At 68.2% G+C, this 14,714-nt stretch carries 14 protein-coding genes and 1 pseudogene; 8 read left to right on the top strand and 7 right to left on the bottom strand.

The genetic code is table 11. The features are described 5' to 3' along the window. Positions 1–321 precede the first annotated feature (321 nt). The 4 genes from pilB (at position 322) to coaE (ending at position 5,094) form a co-directional block, all read left to right on the top strand. Positions 322–2,046: a type IV-A pilus assembly ATPase PilB gene (gene pilB, locus HOQ08_RS02950; protein ID WP_291191375.1), complete on the top strand. Its 1,725-nt coding sequence runs from the start codon at positions 322–324 to the stop codon at positions 2,044–2,046. A gap of 187 nt (positions 2,047–2,233) precedes the next feature. Continuing rightward, positions 2,234–3,502 carry a type II secretion system F family protein gene (locus HOQ08_RS02945; protein WP_291191372.1) on the top strand — a complete coding sequence of 423 codons (1,269 nt, stop codon included), beginning with the start codon at positions 2,234–2,236 and terminating at the stop codon, positions 3,500–3,502. Positions 3,503–3,622: 120 nt separating this feature from the next. Further along, entirely contained in the window at positions 3,623–4,480 is an 858-nt protein-coding gene (locus HOQ08_RS02940) for an A24 family peptidase (RefSeq protein WP_291191369.1), read from the top strand. Beyond that, positions 4,477–5,094 carry a dephospho-CoA kinase gene (coaE, locus tag HOQ08_RS02935; protein ID WP_291191365.1) on the top strand — a complete coding sequence of 206 codons (618 nt, stop codon included), beginning with the start codon at positions 4,477–4,479 and terminating at the stop codon, positions 5,092–5,094. Before HOQ08_RS02940 ends, coaE begins: the two co-directional genes overlap by 4 nt. Positions 5,095–5,149: 55 nt before the next feature. Here the strand turns inward: coaE and HOQ08_RS02930 are convergent, their stop codons facing one another. Both HOQ08_RS02930 and HOQ08_RS02925 read right to left on the bottom strand, forming a co-directional pair. After that, positions 5,150–5,566, bottom strand: a complete 417-nt coding sequence (locus HOQ08_RS02930) for a (deoxy)nucleoside triphosphate pyrophosphohydrolase (RefSeq protein ID WP_291191362.1) — start codon at positions 5,564–5,566, stop codon at positions 5,150–5,152. Between the two features lie 6 nt (positions 5,567–5,572). Next, a complete protein-coding gene (locus HOQ08_RS02925; protein ID WP_291191359.1) occupies positions 5,573–6,061 on the bottom strand; it encodes a dihydrofolate reductase in 489 nt (162 codons plus the stop codon). 101 nt (positions 6,062–6,162) lie between these two features. Between HOQ08_RS02925 and HOQ08_RS02920 the strand changes: the two genes are divergently transcribed. Beyond that, positions 6,163–7,140 carry a hypothetical protein gene (locus HOQ08_RS02920; protein ID WP_291191356.1) on the top strand — a complete coding sequence of 326 codons (978 nt, stop codon included), beginning with the start codon at positions 6,163–6,165 and terminating at the stop codon, positions 7,138–7,140. Positions 7,141–7,169: 29 nt separating this feature from the next. On the opposite strand, the gene HOQ08_RS02915 is transcribed toward HOQ08_RS02920, so the two are convergent. Together HOQ08_RS02915 and HOQ08_RS02910 are read right to left on the bottom strand one after the other, a co-directional pair. Continuing rightward, positions 7,170–8,699, bottom strand: a complete 1,530-nt coding sequence (locus HOQ08_RS02915) for a M56 family metallopeptidase (RefSeq protein ID WP_291191353.1) — start codon at positions 8,697–8,699, stop codon at positions 7,170–7,172. Next, positions 8,689–9,057: a BlaI/MecI/CopY family transcriptional regulator gene (locus tag HOQ08_RS02910; protein ID WP_291191350.1), complete on the bottom strand. Its 369-nt coding sequence runs from the start codon at positions 9,055–9,057 to the stop codon at positions 8,689–8,691. The genes HOQ08_RS02915 and HOQ08_RS02910 overlap by 11 nt, the downstream gene beginning before the upstream one ends. A 234-nt stretch (positions 9,058–9,291) precedes the next feature. Between HOQ08_RS02910 and HOQ08_RS15240 the strand changes: the two genes are divergently transcribed. Beyond that, a complete protein-coding gene (locus HOQ08_RS15240; protein ID WP_343203806.1) occupies positions 9,292–10,644 on the top strand; it encodes a 3-oxoacid CoA-transferase subunit B in 1,353 nt (450 codons plus the stop codon). Positions 10,645–10,738: 94 nt separating this feature from the next. On the opposite strand, the gene HOQ08_RS02895 is transcribed toward HOQ08_RS15240, so the two are convergent. From HOQ08_RS02895 to HOQ08_RS02885, 3 genes are all read right to left on the bottom strand, one after another. Then, positions 10,739–11,710: a HAMP domain-containing sensor histidine kinase gene (locus HOQ08_RS02895; RefSeq protein WP_291191346.1), complete on the bottom strand. Its 972-nt coding sequence runs from the start codon at positions 11,708–11,710 to the stop codon at positions 10,739–10,741. 30 nt (positions 11,711–11,740) lie between these two features. Next, the gene (locus HOQ08_RS02890) at positions 11,741–12,466 is read right to left on the bottom strand and encodes a response regulator transcription factor (RefSeq protein WP_291191344.1); all 726 of its coding nucleotides are present in this window, start codon (positions 12,464–12,466) and stop codon (positions 11,741–11,743) included. 132 nt (positions 12,467–12,598) lie between these two features. After that, positions 12,599–13,231, bottom strand: a complete 633-nt coding sequence (locus HOQ08_RS02885; RefSeq protein ID WP_291191341.1) for an arylesterase — start codon at positions 13,229–13,231, stop codon at positions 12,599–12,601. Here HOQ08_RS02885 and HOQ08_RS02880 point away from each other — a divergent pair. Beyond that, on the top strand, positions 13,230–13,925 hold the full coding sequence (locus tag HOQ08_RS02880) for an ATP-binding cassette domain-containing protein (RefSeq protein ID WP_291191338.1): 696 nt from the start codon (positions 13,230–13,232) through the stop codon (positions 13,923–13,925). The genes HOQ08_RS02885 and HOQ08_RS02880 overlap by 2 nt on opposite strands. A gap of 70 nt (positions 13,926–13,995) precedes the next feature. Beyond that, a pseudogene (locus HOQ08_RS02875) lies at positions 13,996–14,714 on the top strand (ABC transporter permease); the annotation flags it as partial.

Genomic DNA, 14,714 nt, shown 5'->3' with positions numbered 1-14,714 from the left:
GCAGGATGATGCTCAGATGCGTCAAGAGGTTCCCCCAGGGTATTCGGGCGATCATAGCGCGGGCGGTTGCGGCGAAGGCTGTCGTGGTTCGTGCTTCGTGCAAGATCCGGAGGCGATCGCGCGTGCTGCCTGCTCCGGGCGGTTTAGTGACCTTGCAGGCATGCTTTCCCTCGCAGGGGGAAGCCTAAGGATCAGCTCTTTAACGTGATGGCCTTGGCGACTTCACCCACCGGGGATCAGGGACGCCAGGCAGCAGATGACCGCGCCGCCTTTCTGGGGTAAATTCCTTTTCAATAAGGGGGCTTAAGGCCGGAATCTATCATGTCATCCCAATTGCAACCGTCGCTCGCGGGCTTGACCGGCATGGCGCGCCGCCTGGTGTCGGAGGGTGCGCTGCCGGAGGCCGATGCCCGCAAGGCGGTCGCCGATTCGGCCCAACAGAAGGTTTCGCTGGCCGCCTGGCTGCTCGACCACAACCTGGTTGAAAGCGCGAAGCTCACCCAGATCGCCTCGGCCGAGTTCGGCATGTCGATGATGGACGTCAGTGCGATCGCGCCTGCGTCGATGCCGGTCAATCTCATCAGCGAGGCGCTGATGACCAAGCATCAGGCGCTGCCGCTGTTCAAGCGCGGCAAGCGCCTGTTCGTGGGCATCGCCGACCCGATGCAGTCGCATGCGCTGGACGAGATCAAGTTCCACTCCAACTGCATGGTGGAACCCATCCTGGTCGAGCGTGGACAGCTCTCGCGCGCCATCGATGGCGCGCTGGCAAGCGCCAACGCGACCATGCCCGACATGGGCCACGACGAGTTCGACGAGCTTTCGCTGGAAGCCGGCGACGAGGACGGCGAGGCCGCCACCGGCATCGACGCCACCGGAGGCGACGATGCGCCGGTGGTGAAGTTCGTCAACAAGGTGCTGGTCGACGCGATCCGCCGCGGCGCCTCGGACATCCACTTCGAGCCGTTCGAGACCAACTACCGCGTTCGCCTGCGCATGGACGGCATGCTGCGGCCGGTGGCCAACCCGCCGATGAAGATGGCCAGCCGCATCTCCTCGCGCCTGAAGGTGATGGCCGGCCTGGACATCGCCGAGCGCCGCGTGCCGCAGGACGGGCGCATCAAGCTCAACCTCTCCAAGAGCCGCTCGATGGACTTCCGCGTGAGCACGCTGCCGACGCTGTTCGGCGAGAAGATCGTGCTGCGCATCCTGGACAGCTCCTCGGCCAAGCTGGGCATCGACAAGCTCGGCTACGAGGAGAGCCAAAAGCAGCTGTATCTGGGCGCGATCCACAAGCCCTACGGCATGGTGCTGGTGACCGGCCCGACCGGTTCGGGCAAGACCGTGTCGCTGTATACCGCGCTCAACATCCTCAACACCTCCGAGCGCAACATCTCCACGGTCGAGGACCCGGTCGAAATCCGCGTCGAGGGCATCAACCAGGTCCAGCAGAACGTCAAGCGCGGCATGACCTTCGCCGCGGCGCTGCGCTCGTTCCTGCGCCAGGACCCGGACGTGATCATGGTCGGCGAAATCCGCGACCTGGAAACCGCCGAGATCGCGATCAAGGCCGCGCAGACCGGCCACATGGTGCTCTCCACGCTGCATACCAACGACGCTCCGCAGACCGTCGCGCGCCTGATGAACATGGGCATCGCGCCCTACAACATCACCTCCTCGGTGACGCTGGTGATCGCCCAGCGCCTGGCCCGCCGCCTGCACGACTGCAAGAAGCCGCAGAACCTGCCGCCGCACGCGCTGCTGGCCGCCGGCTTCACCCAGCAGGAGATCGACGAGGGGATCACGCTGTACGAGCCGGTCGGCTGCGAGCACTGCAACGAGGGCTACAAGGGGCGCGTGGGCATCTACCAGGTGATGCCGATGCTGGAGGACATCCAGAAGATCATCCTGCAGGGCGGCAATGCACTGCAGATCGCCGAAGTCGCGCGCCAGGCCGGCATCAACGACCTGCGCGCCTCGGCGCTGAAGAAAGTGAAGGACGGGGTGACCAGCCTGGCCGAGATCGACCGCGTCACCAAGGATTGAACACGGCTTCCGGCGACGGCGGCAAGCCGCGCGGGCCTGGAGCCCCTCCCCGCCTGCGGGAAGCGGCAGGGCTCGGCACGAAGTTGCGCCTGGCGCCACGAAATGACCCGCCATTTATGGCATAAGCTGCACGAACGGCCCGCCGCGCAGGTGGCGGCCGCGGATCGAACCACCGGGGGAATCGGGCATGGCTACCGCCAACGCACTTGCCAAGAACGCGCGCGACCTGGGCGCCCAGCGCGCCGAGGTCAGCAGGTTGACCGTGTACGACTGGGTCGCACTGGACAAGCGCGGCAAGCGCATGAAGGGCGAAATGCCGGCGAAGAACGCCTCGCTGGTCAAGGCCGAGCTGCGCCGCCAGGGCATGAACCCGCAGACCGTGCGCGACAGGTCCAAGCCGCTGGTCGGCGGTGGCGGGAAATCGGTGAAGCCGGGCGACGTGGCCGTCTTCAGCCGCCAGATCGCCACCATGATGGCCTCTGGCGTGCCGATGGTGCAGTCCTTCGACATCATCGCCGGCGGCCAGAAGAACGTCCGCTTCAAGAACATGATCACGGACGTCAAGCAGGGCATCGAGGGCGGCGCCTCCCTGCACGAGGCGCTGGGCAAGTACCCGGTGCAGTTCGACGAGCTTTATCGCAACCTGGTGCGCGCCGGCGAATCGGCGGGCGTGCTCGACACCGTGCTGGATACGGTGGCGACCTACAAGGAACGCACCGAGAGCATCAAGAAAAAAATCAAGAAGGCGCTGTTCTACCCCGCGATGGTGCTTGCGGTGGTGTTCCTGGTCACCATGATCATGCTGCTGTTCGTCGTGCCGGTGTTCGCGCAGACGTTCAAGGATGCGGGCGCCGAACTGCCGGCGCCAACGCAGTTCGTGCTGAGCGCCTCGAACTTCATGGTGAGCTACTGGTGGGTGGTGATCGGCATCGTGTTCGGCACGATCGCGGGAATCATCGCGGGCAAGAAGCGCTCGATCAAGTTCGCCCATTTCCTTGACCGCGTCGCCCTGCGGATGCCGGTCATGGGAAATATCCTGCGCCAATCGGCGATCGCCCGCTTCGCGCGCACCCTCGGCGTGACTTTCCGCGCCGGCGTACCGCTGGTGGAAGCGCTCGATGCGGTGGCTGGAGCGACCGGCAGCGTGACCTATGGCGATGCGGTCAAGCGCATGCGCGACGACATCGCGGTCGGCCACCAGCTCCAGCTCGCCATGAAGCAGACCGGCCTGTTCCCGAACATGGTCGTGCAGATGACCGCCATCGGCGAGGAATCCGGCGCCCTCGACAACATGCTCTTCAAGGTCGCCGAGTTCTACGAGGAAGAGGTCAATTCCGCGGTCGACACGCTGTCCACCCTGCTCGAGCCGCTGATCATGGTCGTTCTCGGCGTACTGGTGGGTGGCATGGTGGTGTCGCTGTACCTGCCGATCTTCAAGCTGGCCGGAACTGTATAAAGTGCGCTCTTGATCGCCGCATGGCTCGGCGTCTAGGGGCGCCGTAGAACCCGTTCCTGCTTGGCGCCGGAAGCGGCCATCCATGGCCGCAATCTTCAATGGACGCCCCACGGACAAAGCATGCTCGAATTACCTGTTTGGCTCTGGCTTGTTTTCGCCGGCGTGCTCGGCCTGCTGGTGGGCAGCTTCCTCAACGTGGTGATCCTGCGCCTACCCGCGCGGCTGGAAGCGCAGTGGCGGCGCGAGGCACAGCAGGAACTTGCGCTGGCAACGCCTGACGAGCCGTTGCCACCGGGCATCGTGCGCGAGCCTTCGCACTGCCCGCAGTGCAAGCACCCGCTGTCCGCAGCCGACAACATCCCGCTGTTCGGCTGGCTGCTGCTGCGCGGACGCTGCCGCTATTGCCGCACGCCGATCTCGGCGCAGTACCCGCTGGTGGAACTGCTATGCGGCGTGCTGAGCGCGCTGGTGGTGTGGAAGCTCGGGCCCGGCTGGACGGCGCTCGCGGGGCTGGTGTTCACCTGGATGCTGATCGCCATGGCGGGCATCGACCTGCGCACCCAACTGCTGCCCGACCAGCTCACCCTGCCTCTGCTGTGGTTGGGGCTGCTGCTTTCGCTGCTGCCGATGTTCGTGCTGCCGGCCGCGGCCATCCTGGGCGCGGTGCTGGGCTACCTCAGCCTGTGGAGCGTCTACTGGTTGTTCAAGCTGCTCACCGGCAAGGAGGGCATGGGCTACGGCGATTTCAAGCTGCTTGCCGCGCTGGGTGCGTGGATGGGGCCGGGCGCGCTGCTGCCGGTGATCCTGCTTTCCTCGCTGGTGGGCGCGTTGCTCGGCGGCACGCTGATCCTGCTGCGCCGGCACGAGCGGGAGATGCCGATGCCCTTCGGCCCCCACCTCGCAATGGCTGGCTGGATCGGGTTCGTCGCCGGCAAGCCGTTGCTCGAGGGCTACCTGCAGCTGACCGGACTGCGATGACCCCGCGGCGGGCCTATGCCGTCGGCCTCACCGGCGGCGTCGCCGCTGGCAAGAGTGCGGTCGCCCGCCGCTTCGGGATGCTGGGCGTACCGGTGCACGACGCCGACGTGGCGGCGCGGGCCGTGGTCGAACCCGGCAGCGACGGCCTGGCGTCGATCGTCGATGCCTTCGGCATTGACGTGCTCGATGCGCACGGGCGCCTGGACCGTCCCGTCATGCGCCAGCGTGTGTTCGCCGATGCCGAGGCCAAGCGCCAGCTCGAAGCGATCATCCACCCGCGCGTGCGCGAATGGCTGCACCAGCGGGCGACCGCCGAGGCGGCGCCGTACTGCCTGCTGGCCATTCCCCTGCTGGCCGAGAACATCGCGCACTACCGCTGGCTCGACCGCATCCTGCTGGTCGACGTGCCCGAGGCGGTGCAGATCGAGCGCCTGATCGCGCGCGACGGCATCGACCGCCCGCTCGCCGAGCGCATGCTGGCGCAGCAGGCCAGCCGCGCCGAGCGCTTGGCGCTAGCCGACGACGTGATCGACAACAGCGGCAGCGAGGCGGCGCTGGAGGCACACGTGCAAGCGCTGCACCGGCGATACCTGGCGTTGGCGGCGCAACGGTAGCCGCTGGCACGGGCTCGCGCAGGTGGCCTCGCCAAGGCGCGCGCGGCCATTCCCGTCAAAGGGGTTCCGGCGCGCAACGCGAGGACACCACCACCCGCAGGATTTCCCGGTCCGCCGGCGCCAGCAGGCCTGGCTCGACTTCGCGCACCGGCAACCACCGCAATGCCTGGCCCTCCATCGACCGCGGCGTGCCGTGCCACGCACCGACCTGCCAGGCATCCAGCAGCAATGCGCGCTCACCATAGTTCCACGGCACCTGGACCAGCGGCTGGGCGCTGGCCGGTTCGATGCGGATGTCGAGCTCTTCGCGCAACTCGCGCAGCAGGCCGGCAGCCGCGGACTCCCCCGGCTCGAGCTTGCCGCCGGGAAACTCCCACATCCCGGCCAGGTGCTTGCCGGGCGGCCGCTGCGCAAGCAGCACACGGCCGGCCGGATCGAGCAGCACGCCGGCCACCACGTGCATGGCGGCCATCGGCGGTCAGGCTTCGCGCACGTACTCGACCATGTCGAAGCTGTACCGGTGATCGGCATCGGCCTTGTGGTGGGCGCGCGCGACCTCCGTCCAGTCGTGCAGGTGCACGCCGGGGAAGAACGTGTCGGCGCCTTCGACCGCAGCGCTCACCCAGGTCAGGTACATGCGCCGCGCGTGGGGCAGTGCCGCCGCGTAGACCTGGCCGCCGCCGATGACCATCAGGCCGGTGCCGCCGGCGCGCGCCTGCGCCTCCTCCAGCGAGCGCACGGCAACCTGGCCCGGGAACGGCGCCTCGTGCCGCCGCGAGAGCACCAGGTTGTGCCGGTCAGGCAAAGCCTTGCCGATCGCCACCGCGGTGTTGTAGCCCATCAGCACGTACTTGCCGAGCGTCAGTTGCTTGAACCAGCGCAGGTCGTCCGGCAGATGCCAGGGCAACTGCCCCTTGCGGCCGATGGCGAAGTTCTCATCCAGTGCGGCGATCAACGAAATGGACATCGGGGCTCCAAGGACGGGTTTACGGGGCTACCGGCACATGCAGCCACGGGGGCTGTCGACCATGATCGGTCGCATTGTAGCCACTCAAGGAGAACACGGAGATGCTCTTCGCAGCTGCCCTGCTCGCCATTGCCGCCTCCGCCGCCACAACGGCTCCAGGTATCCAGGTGCTGCCTACGGTTTATGAAGCCGGACACTTCTACGCGGTTCCCGAAACCACCGGCGGCGGATCGATGAAGCTGCTGGTGGACACAGGCGGCGGCGGTGGCAACGGGATGTACTGGATCACGGCGGCTGCGGCAAAGCGACTGCACCTGAAAACCGGCACCTGCACGCTGGGCGACGAACACCCCACCGTGGCGCAACTGCCCGACTACCGGCCCGACCGCGGCCTGCCCGCCCCGCTGCCGGGCCCCTGCGGTGCGGTGCTGATGGTCACCCCACACAACTACGACGTAGACGGACAGCTCGGCGCCGGCTACCTGCCCGGCCGCGTCTGGACCTTCGACTACCCGGCACACCGGCTGGTGCTGGAAGGCCCCGGCTGGCGTCCGGACCCGGCGGCCCATGATTCCACCCTGGGCTTCCCGCGCGATGCCGAGGGGAAGGCAACCGCAGGATTCGCGCGCATCGCCATCCGCGTCGACGGCCGGCCTTTGGACATGCTGCTGGACACCGGCGCCACCGCCCATCCCACCGCCGCCGGCAAGCGGGCCAGCGGCACGCCGACCGTGGATGGCTTCGGCGTGACCAGCTACATCGCCACCAGCGTAGTGGACCGCTGGCACAAGGCTCATCCGGACTGGCGCGTGGTGGAAAAGGGCGACGACCTGCGGCCTGCCCGTCCTACGCGGATCATCGAGGTGCCGGCGGTCGAAGTTGCCGGCTGGAAGGTCGGCCCGGTCTGGTTCACCGAGCAGCCGGACCGCGCCTACCACGTCTTCATGGCCAGCATGATGGACAAGCCGGTCGAAGGCGCCCTGGGCGGCAATGTCTTCGAACACTTCGCCATGACCATCGACTACCCCCACGCCAGGGCCTACTTCCGCTGTGCGGTGGATTGCGCGGCTGCGCATTAGCGGGTTTGGCCGGCCGGTATGGGGGTGAATCACCGGGTCTCGAAGCGTACCTGCCTGCCTTCGAACGCCGCGTCGACGCCGGCGAGGTTAGCGACCAACCGCATCGCGCGGTCCGCCGGGACCTGATGCAATTCCATCGCCGCCGGTCCCTTCCCCAACGCCTGTGGGTTGGCCAGCGACAAGCCCGCCTGGCGGGCGATCAACTCGGCGGCGCCGCGAACGGTTCCCTGCGTGAGCCGCAGCGTCACGGGTGCGCGAGCGGCCTCATCCGTCGCGGCGCGCGCAGGACATCCGTCGCGCGGCGTGACTTGCACGAGGTAATGGGAATCTCCGCCGGGGAGCTTGCCGGAGGCGAGCAACGGCTGGCCGATGGGCCCCTCCAGTTCGGTGCGTGCCGGCTCCGCACCGGTCGCTTCGCGGATGGCGAGATCGACGCGTACGCGATGCCCGGACGCGGCCCGGGTGACGGCATCCAACTGCAAGCCATGCGTGCTCATCGAGGCGGGTTCACCGGCTTTGGTGCACAGCGCGAGCTTGAGCCGGCGCGCATGGCTGGCCTTGGCATCGTCGCCGAGCAGGGAGACTTCCAGATCGAGCTGGTACCCGGCATCGCCGGACGTGGATCGACCGACCGCTGTTCCCGCCGGCGCACTGGCGGCATACACGATGCCGGTCATGCCCGCGGCCAGGACGAGGCCTGTGAGCAGGCCCGTGAGGCGGCGACGGGGACTGGGCTGGGATGCTTTGAGCATGGCGATTCGCTCCGTGAGTGGATGGCGGGACGACCAACTGCAGCCGATCGGCAATGCGTGCATCGCCGTCGGCGTTTTCAACATCGCCTGTGCGTAGCGGCGGCGGCTGCCGCCGCATTGGCGCAGCACGGCGGCGTCGCAGGCCAGTTCCTGGTCCTGGCGCAGGGCGCCGAGCGCCCACCACGCCAACGGATGGAACCAGCACAGCGCGGCGCAGACCTGGGCCAGCAGGCACCACCAGCCATCGCGACGACGCGCATGGGTGGCCTCGTGCGCAAGGATCAGCCGTTGCTCCACCTCGTCGTAGTGCTGCTCGAAATCGGCCGGCACGACGATGCGCGGACGCCATGCCCCGACCAGCGCAGGCCCGATCATCGGCGAAGCGGCGCGCACGACGGGCCAGCCCATGGATACGCCGGCAAGCGGCACCGCGTCACGCAGGCCGGCACGAAAGCGTGCCTGCGCGCAGGCGGCGAACAGCAGCCAGGCCGCCATGCCGGCGAACCAAAGCCAGGCCATGGCGGCCTGCCAGGGCAGTCCGCGCACCTCGGGCATCGGCGACCATGCGCCGCCGACCGGCAGAACGAGTAACCAGCCGTCGGAGAGGACGCGGACCGAATCGGCCGCATGCGGCAGCTGGCTCGCCACCATCGCCAGCGGCGGCAACAGCCACAATGTCACGGCGCACTCGGCACCGAACAACCGGCGGCTGGGCCTCCGCAGAAGCGCCACGCATGCCACCCCCGCGGTCAGGGCCAGGAGCAACTGCCAGCCGCGGCCGAGCCAATCGGCCGGGTCAGCGCTCATCGTCAAGCTCCCGCAGCAGCTTGCGCAGCTCGGCGATGTCCTTCTTCGACAGCTTGCGCTGCTCCGAGAAGTGCGCCACCAGCGGCGCCACGCGCCCGCCGAACAGGCGGTCGAGCAGGCCCTTGCTCTCCTGCGAGACGTATTTTTCGCGGCTGAGCAGGGGCGTGTAGAGATAGCGGCGGCCGTCGCGCTCGGCCTTGATCGCCTTCTTCTTCAGCAGGCGATTGAGCAGGGACTTGACCGTGCCCTCCTGCCAGCCCTGGCGAGGACCAACCTCGGCCAGGATTTCCTCTGCGCTGCGGGGCGCTTCGCGCCACAGCACATCCATGACGATGGCTTCGGCTTCGCTGATGGCCATGCAAACTCCATTTACACATGTAAACGATGAATATGTTTACGCGCGTAAACAGATAACGTCAAGTGCTGCCTGGGGACGAAGCAGCCCGCTCCCGATGGCGCCTTGCTGCAGGCCATCGCCCCCCAAAGGCTGGCGGAACCACCAACGGTGGGGGCTTGCGGCCCAGGTACGACGCGGCAGGCGCGCGTTCCGTCGTATCCTTGGCAGCTGACTCTCCCACCGGAAGGCACTGCGATGGACAAGGTGTACGCAAGCGCGGAGGCGGCCCTCGACGGCCTGCTGTTCGACGACATGACGATCGCCGCCGGCGGCTTCGGCCTTTGCGGCATCCCCGAGAACCTGATCGGGGCGCTGCTGAAGGCCGGCACCAAGGGCCTGACCATCGTCGGCAACAACGCCGGCGTGGACGACTTCGGCATGGGCCCGCTGCTCAAGACCCACCAGGTCAAGCGCGTGTTCGCCTCCTACGTGGGCGAGAACAAGGAGTTCGAGCGCCAGGTGCTGTCGGGCGAACTCGAACTGCACCTGACTCCCCAGGGCACGCTCGCCGAGAAACTGCGCGCCGGCGGCGCCGGCATCCCGGGCTTCTACACGCGCACCGCCTTCGGCACCAAGCTGGCCGAGGGCAAGGAAACCAAGGTCTTCGACGGCAAGGAGTACGTGCTGGAGGAAGCCATCCATGCCGACGTCTCCATCGTCAAGGCGTGGAAGGGCGACCGCCTGGGCAACCTGGTCTTCCGGGAGACCGCGCGCAACTTCAATCCGATGATCGCCACCTGCGGCAAGGTCTGCGTGGCCGAGGTCGAGCACCTGGTCGAGGTCGGCGAGCTCGATCCGAACAACGTCCACGTGCCCGGCATCTACGTCGACCGCATCATCCAGGGCGAGAGGTACGAGAAGCGCATCGAGTTCCGCACCATCGCCGGCGCCAATACCGGCAAGGAAAGTCCCGTGCGCACCACGATGGCCCGTCGCGCCGCGAAGGAGCTGCGCGACGGCTTCTACGTGAATCTGGGCATCGGCATCCCGACGCTGGTGGCCAACTACATTCCCGAAGGCATGGACGTGATCCTGCAGTCGGAGAACGGCCTGCTCGGCATCGGCCCGTTCCCGACCGAGGAGCAGATCGACCCCGACCTGATCAACGCCGGCAAGCAAACCATCACCACCCTGCCCGGCTCGGCCTTCTTCTCCAGCGCCGATTCGTTCGCGATGATCCGCGGCGGGCACATCGATCTGTCGATCCTGGGCGGCCTGGAAGTTTCGGCCACCGGCGACCTGGCCAACTGGATGGTGCCCGGCAAGATGGTCAAGGGCCCCGGCGGCGCGATGGACCTGGTCAGCGGCGTCAAGCGCGTGGTGGTGCTGATGGAGCACACCGCGAAGGACGGCTCGCCCAAGATCAAGCCGCAATGCGACCTGCCGCTGACCGGCAAGGAAGTGGTCGACCTGATCATCACCGACCTGTGCGTGTTCGAGGTGGCCAAGGGCCAGGGCCTGACCCTGATCGAGCTCAACGAGGGCGTGTCGCTGGACGAGGTGAAGGCCAAGACCGGCTGCGGGTTCAAGGTGGCGCTGCCAGGCTGAGGCGGGCGCAGCGCATGTGGGGTGGGCCTCAGCCCACCTTCCCTCTCGTCGCGATGCAAAGGTGGGCTGAAGCCCGCCTGGGGAATGCCCGACGTCAGGCCGGCAGCGTTTCCGGGAACCTGATGCTGGCGATGTGCTCGGTGTTGTCGCGCGTCTGCAGTTCCAGCGGCCAGTGGAAGCGCTCGCTGATGCGCTGGGCGATGGCCAGCTCGAAGCCGTGCCGGTCGATCGCCGGCGCGGCGTCCACGCGACTGGACACCGCCACGATGCCGGGCAGCACGGTGATGCGGATGGCGCCGTGATCGGCCTGCTGGCTGGCGTTGCGGATGAGCTGCCAGCACAGCACGATGAATACGCGTGGCGAGGCGCGCAGGGCGAAGCGGGCCGGCTCCTCCAGTTCCAGATCGATCGAGCGGCCTTCCAGCATCTGGCGCAGGTCGTCCAGGCCGCGGTTCAGCACATCGTTGACGACGAACTCCTCCTCGCCGGCGCCCATGTCCGACTCGCGCGCCAGGATCAGCAGCGCCTCGATCAGCGCTTCCATCTCGCGCGTGGCGCGCTGGATGCGCTTGACCGAGCGCACGCCGAACTTGCTGAGCTCCGATTCGTCCGAAAGCATGTCAGCGGACATCTTGATGACGGTGAGCGGGCTGCGCAGCTCGTGGCTGGCATCGCGGGTGAAGTTGCGCTCGCGCAGGTTGTAGCCGGCGACGCGGGTGGCGAGGCTGTGCAGGCCGCGCGCCAGCGAAACGACGTCGGCGTCGGTCCGTTCGGACAGGCCTGCGGGCGCCAGCGCTTCCACGTCGGGCTGCTCGTCCCAGGCATCCATGACCCGCGCCAGCCGACCGACCGGCCGCCACTGCCGGCGCGCCGCCAGCCACGCCAGCGCGCTGACGACGGCGATCAGCGCCAGCACCACAGCCGGCGGCGCGATGCCGAACCATCCCAGCATCACGCAGACGACCACGCCCAGCAGCTGCAGGCCGAAGATGAGCGCAAGCCGGCGATGGAACGTGCCGGCCCGACTTCCCACCTCTTCGTGTCCCTGTATCAATCCCCTGTCCATGTCTGCTGCTGCAGTGTTCACCCCGCTCGGTCAGGCGGTAGCCGTGGCCACTTCGGTTTCCAGATCGGCAAGACGGTAACCGGCCGAGTGGATCGTATGCAGCAGCGGGCGGTCGAACGGTTTGTCGATCACACGGCGCAGGTTGTACAGGTGCGAGCGCAGGGTGTCCGAATCGGGCAGCGTATCGCCCCAGATCTCCCGCTCGATGTCGCGGCGACTGACCACGCGCGGCGATTCGCGCATCAGGATCGCCAGCAGCTTCAGGCCGATCGGCGAGACGGTCAGCTCCTGCCCGCCGCGGGTCAGGCGCAGGGTGGCGGTATCCAGCGTCATGTCGCCGACGGTGAGGATCTCGGAGGACACCTGCCGGCGGTCACGGCGGATCAGCGCGCGCAGGCGCGCTTCCAGCTCGCGCACTTCGAAGGGCTTGACCAGGTAGTCGTCGGCGCCGGCCTCCAGGCCGATCAGCTTGTCTTCCAGCGTGTCGCGCGCGGTTAGCATCAGCACCGGCGTGGACTTCTTGGCGTCCTTGCGCAGCTTGCGGCAGACGTCCAGGCCATCCATGCCCGGCAGCATGAGGTCCAGCACGATCACGTCGTAACTGTTGGACACCGCCAGATGCAAGCCGCTGACGCCATCGGCGGCGTAATCCACCGAATAGCCCCGGCGCTCCAGGAATTCCCCAACCATTTCAGCGATCTGCCGATTGTCCTCGACCAGCAGGATCAAGCCGGACTGTTCGTCGCGTAGGCTCATGGTCCCTCCGTTGCTTGTTTTCACAAATGTGAAGAGCTAACGATGCCCGCGGTGACAGCAGCGTGAAATTTTTCGGTCGCAATACAGAACGCGCATTGGCGCACGGTTTGAAGCTTTCGCGCACCCCGCCGCTCAGCGCAGCAATGGCGCCAGCTGCGACCACACCGTGGCGAACACGGCAGGTTCGCCTGCCGCCGTGGGGTGCAGGCCATCATCCTGCATGCGCGACGGATCCTGTGCCACCCCTTCCAGCAGGAAAGGCACCAGCGCGGTGCGCTTGCTCCGCGCGAGGCCGGCATAGACCGCGCGCAGGCCGTCGCGGTAGCGCGGCCCGTAGTTGACGGGCAACTCGATGCCCAGCAGCAGCACCTTGGCGTGGGCGCTCTGCGCCATGTCGATCATCGCGGCGAGGTTGTCCCTCATCGCGTCCAGCGGCAGGCCACGCAGGCCGTCGTTGGCACCCAGCTCCAGAACGAGCACGGCCGGCCGGTAGGTGGCCAGCAGCTGCGGCAGATGGTGCCTGCCGCTCAGCGTGGTCTCGCCGCTGATGCTGGCATTGACCACGCGCCAGGGCGGCTCCATCTTGCCGAGGCGTACTTCCAGCAGATGCACCCAGCCTTCGTTCGCGCCGATGTTGTGCGCGGCCGAGAGCGAGTCGCCCAGCACCAGCACGGTCTTCGTCGATGCAGCCTTCGGTTCGGCCGCATGCGACGGGTTGCACCATCCGATCAACGACACCGCCAGCAGTACGAGGAATCGACGCATGAGCGAACCTTCCCAACCTCTTCTGGAGGCCCGCGATGTTAGCAAGACCGTACGCGGCCCCGAGGGGCGGCTGGACATCCTCGCCGGCGTGAGCCTGGCGGTGCACGCGGGCGAGAGCTTCGCCATCGTCGGCGCGTCCGGCTCGGGCAAGACGACCCTGCTCGGCCTGCTCGCCGGGCTGGACACGCCCAGCGCGGGCTCCATCCTTCTGGACGGCCACAGGCTGGAAACGATGGACGAGGAGGCGCGCGCGGACCTGCGCCGCCGGCGGGTCGGCTTCGTGTTCCAGTCCTTCCACCTGCTTCCCGCGCTCACCGCCGAGGAGAACGTGATGTTGCCGCTGGAACTGGAGGGTCGTGACGACGCACGCGCCCGCGCGCATGAGGCGCTCGCCGCGGTCGGCCTGGCGGCGCGGCGCCGGCACTACCCCGCACAGCTCTCCGGCGGCGAGCAGCAGCGCGTGGCGATCGCACGCGCCTTCGTGCACGGCCCGCGGGTGCTGTTCGCCGACGAGCCGACCGGCAACCTCGACCAGCGCACCGGCCGACACGTCGCCGACCTGCTGTTCGCACTCAACCGCGACCACCGCACCACGCTGCTGCTGGTCACCCACGATGCCGCGCTCGCCTCGCGCTGCGCCCGCAGCGTGGAACTTTCGGAGGGCCGCGTCGCCGTGCCGGCCGCCGCCCGATGAGCAGGCCGGCGGCTGCGTCCTCTGGCTGGACCGGCGTGCGTGGCCGGCGCAGCCTGCGGAAGGCGCGCGCATGAAGCTGCTCCGCCTGGCCCTGCGCACCCTGCGCCGCGAATGGCACCTTCCCGAGCTGCGCACCCTCGCCGCCTCGCTGCTGCTGGCCGTGGTGGCGCTGGGGGTAGTGGCGACGCTCGCCAGCCGGGTCGAACGCGGCCTGCTCGCCAGTGCCGCCGAGCTGATCGGAGGCGATGCCGGCCTGTCGGCCCCGCAGGCGCCGCCGCAGGCCTACGAGGATCAGGCGCGGCACCGCGGCCTGGCCGTCACCCGCAGCGCCGGTTTCCCCAGCGTGGCCTTCGCCGGCGATCGCAGCCAGCTGCTCGACGTCGCCGCGGTGGACGGCAGCTGGCCCCTGCGCGGCACGCTGGAACTGGCGGCGCACGGCCGCACCCTGCCGGGCCACGGCCCCGCCGTCGGCAACGTCTACCTGGACCATCGCGCGCTGGTCGCACTGGGCCTCGCGGTGGGCGACCGCATGCAACTGGGCGGGCAGGAGCTGACCATCGCCGCCGAGCTGCTGCGTGAACCCGACGGCGGCGAACTGGTGGCGCTCGCACCTCGTGCGCTGATGAACCTGGCCGATGCCCGACGTGCCGGCCTGCTGGGCACGGGCAGCCGCGCGCGCCATCGGCTGCTGGTTGCCGGCGTGCCGGCGGCGGTCGGCGGCTGGCTGGCCTGGGTCAATGCCCACGCGCTGCCGCGGGGTGCCGAACTGGTCACGCCCGAGCAGACCCA

It is taken from the genome of Frateuria sp. (assembly GCF_013362045.1).
In the GTDB taxonomy this organism is placed as follows: Bacteria; Pseudomonadota; Gammaproteobacteria; order Xanthomonadales; family Rhodanobacteraceae; genus Frateuria_A.
The sequence above is the reverse complement of the archived record's forward strand: the minus strand, read 5'-3'. Positions and strand labels throughout refer to the sequence as shown.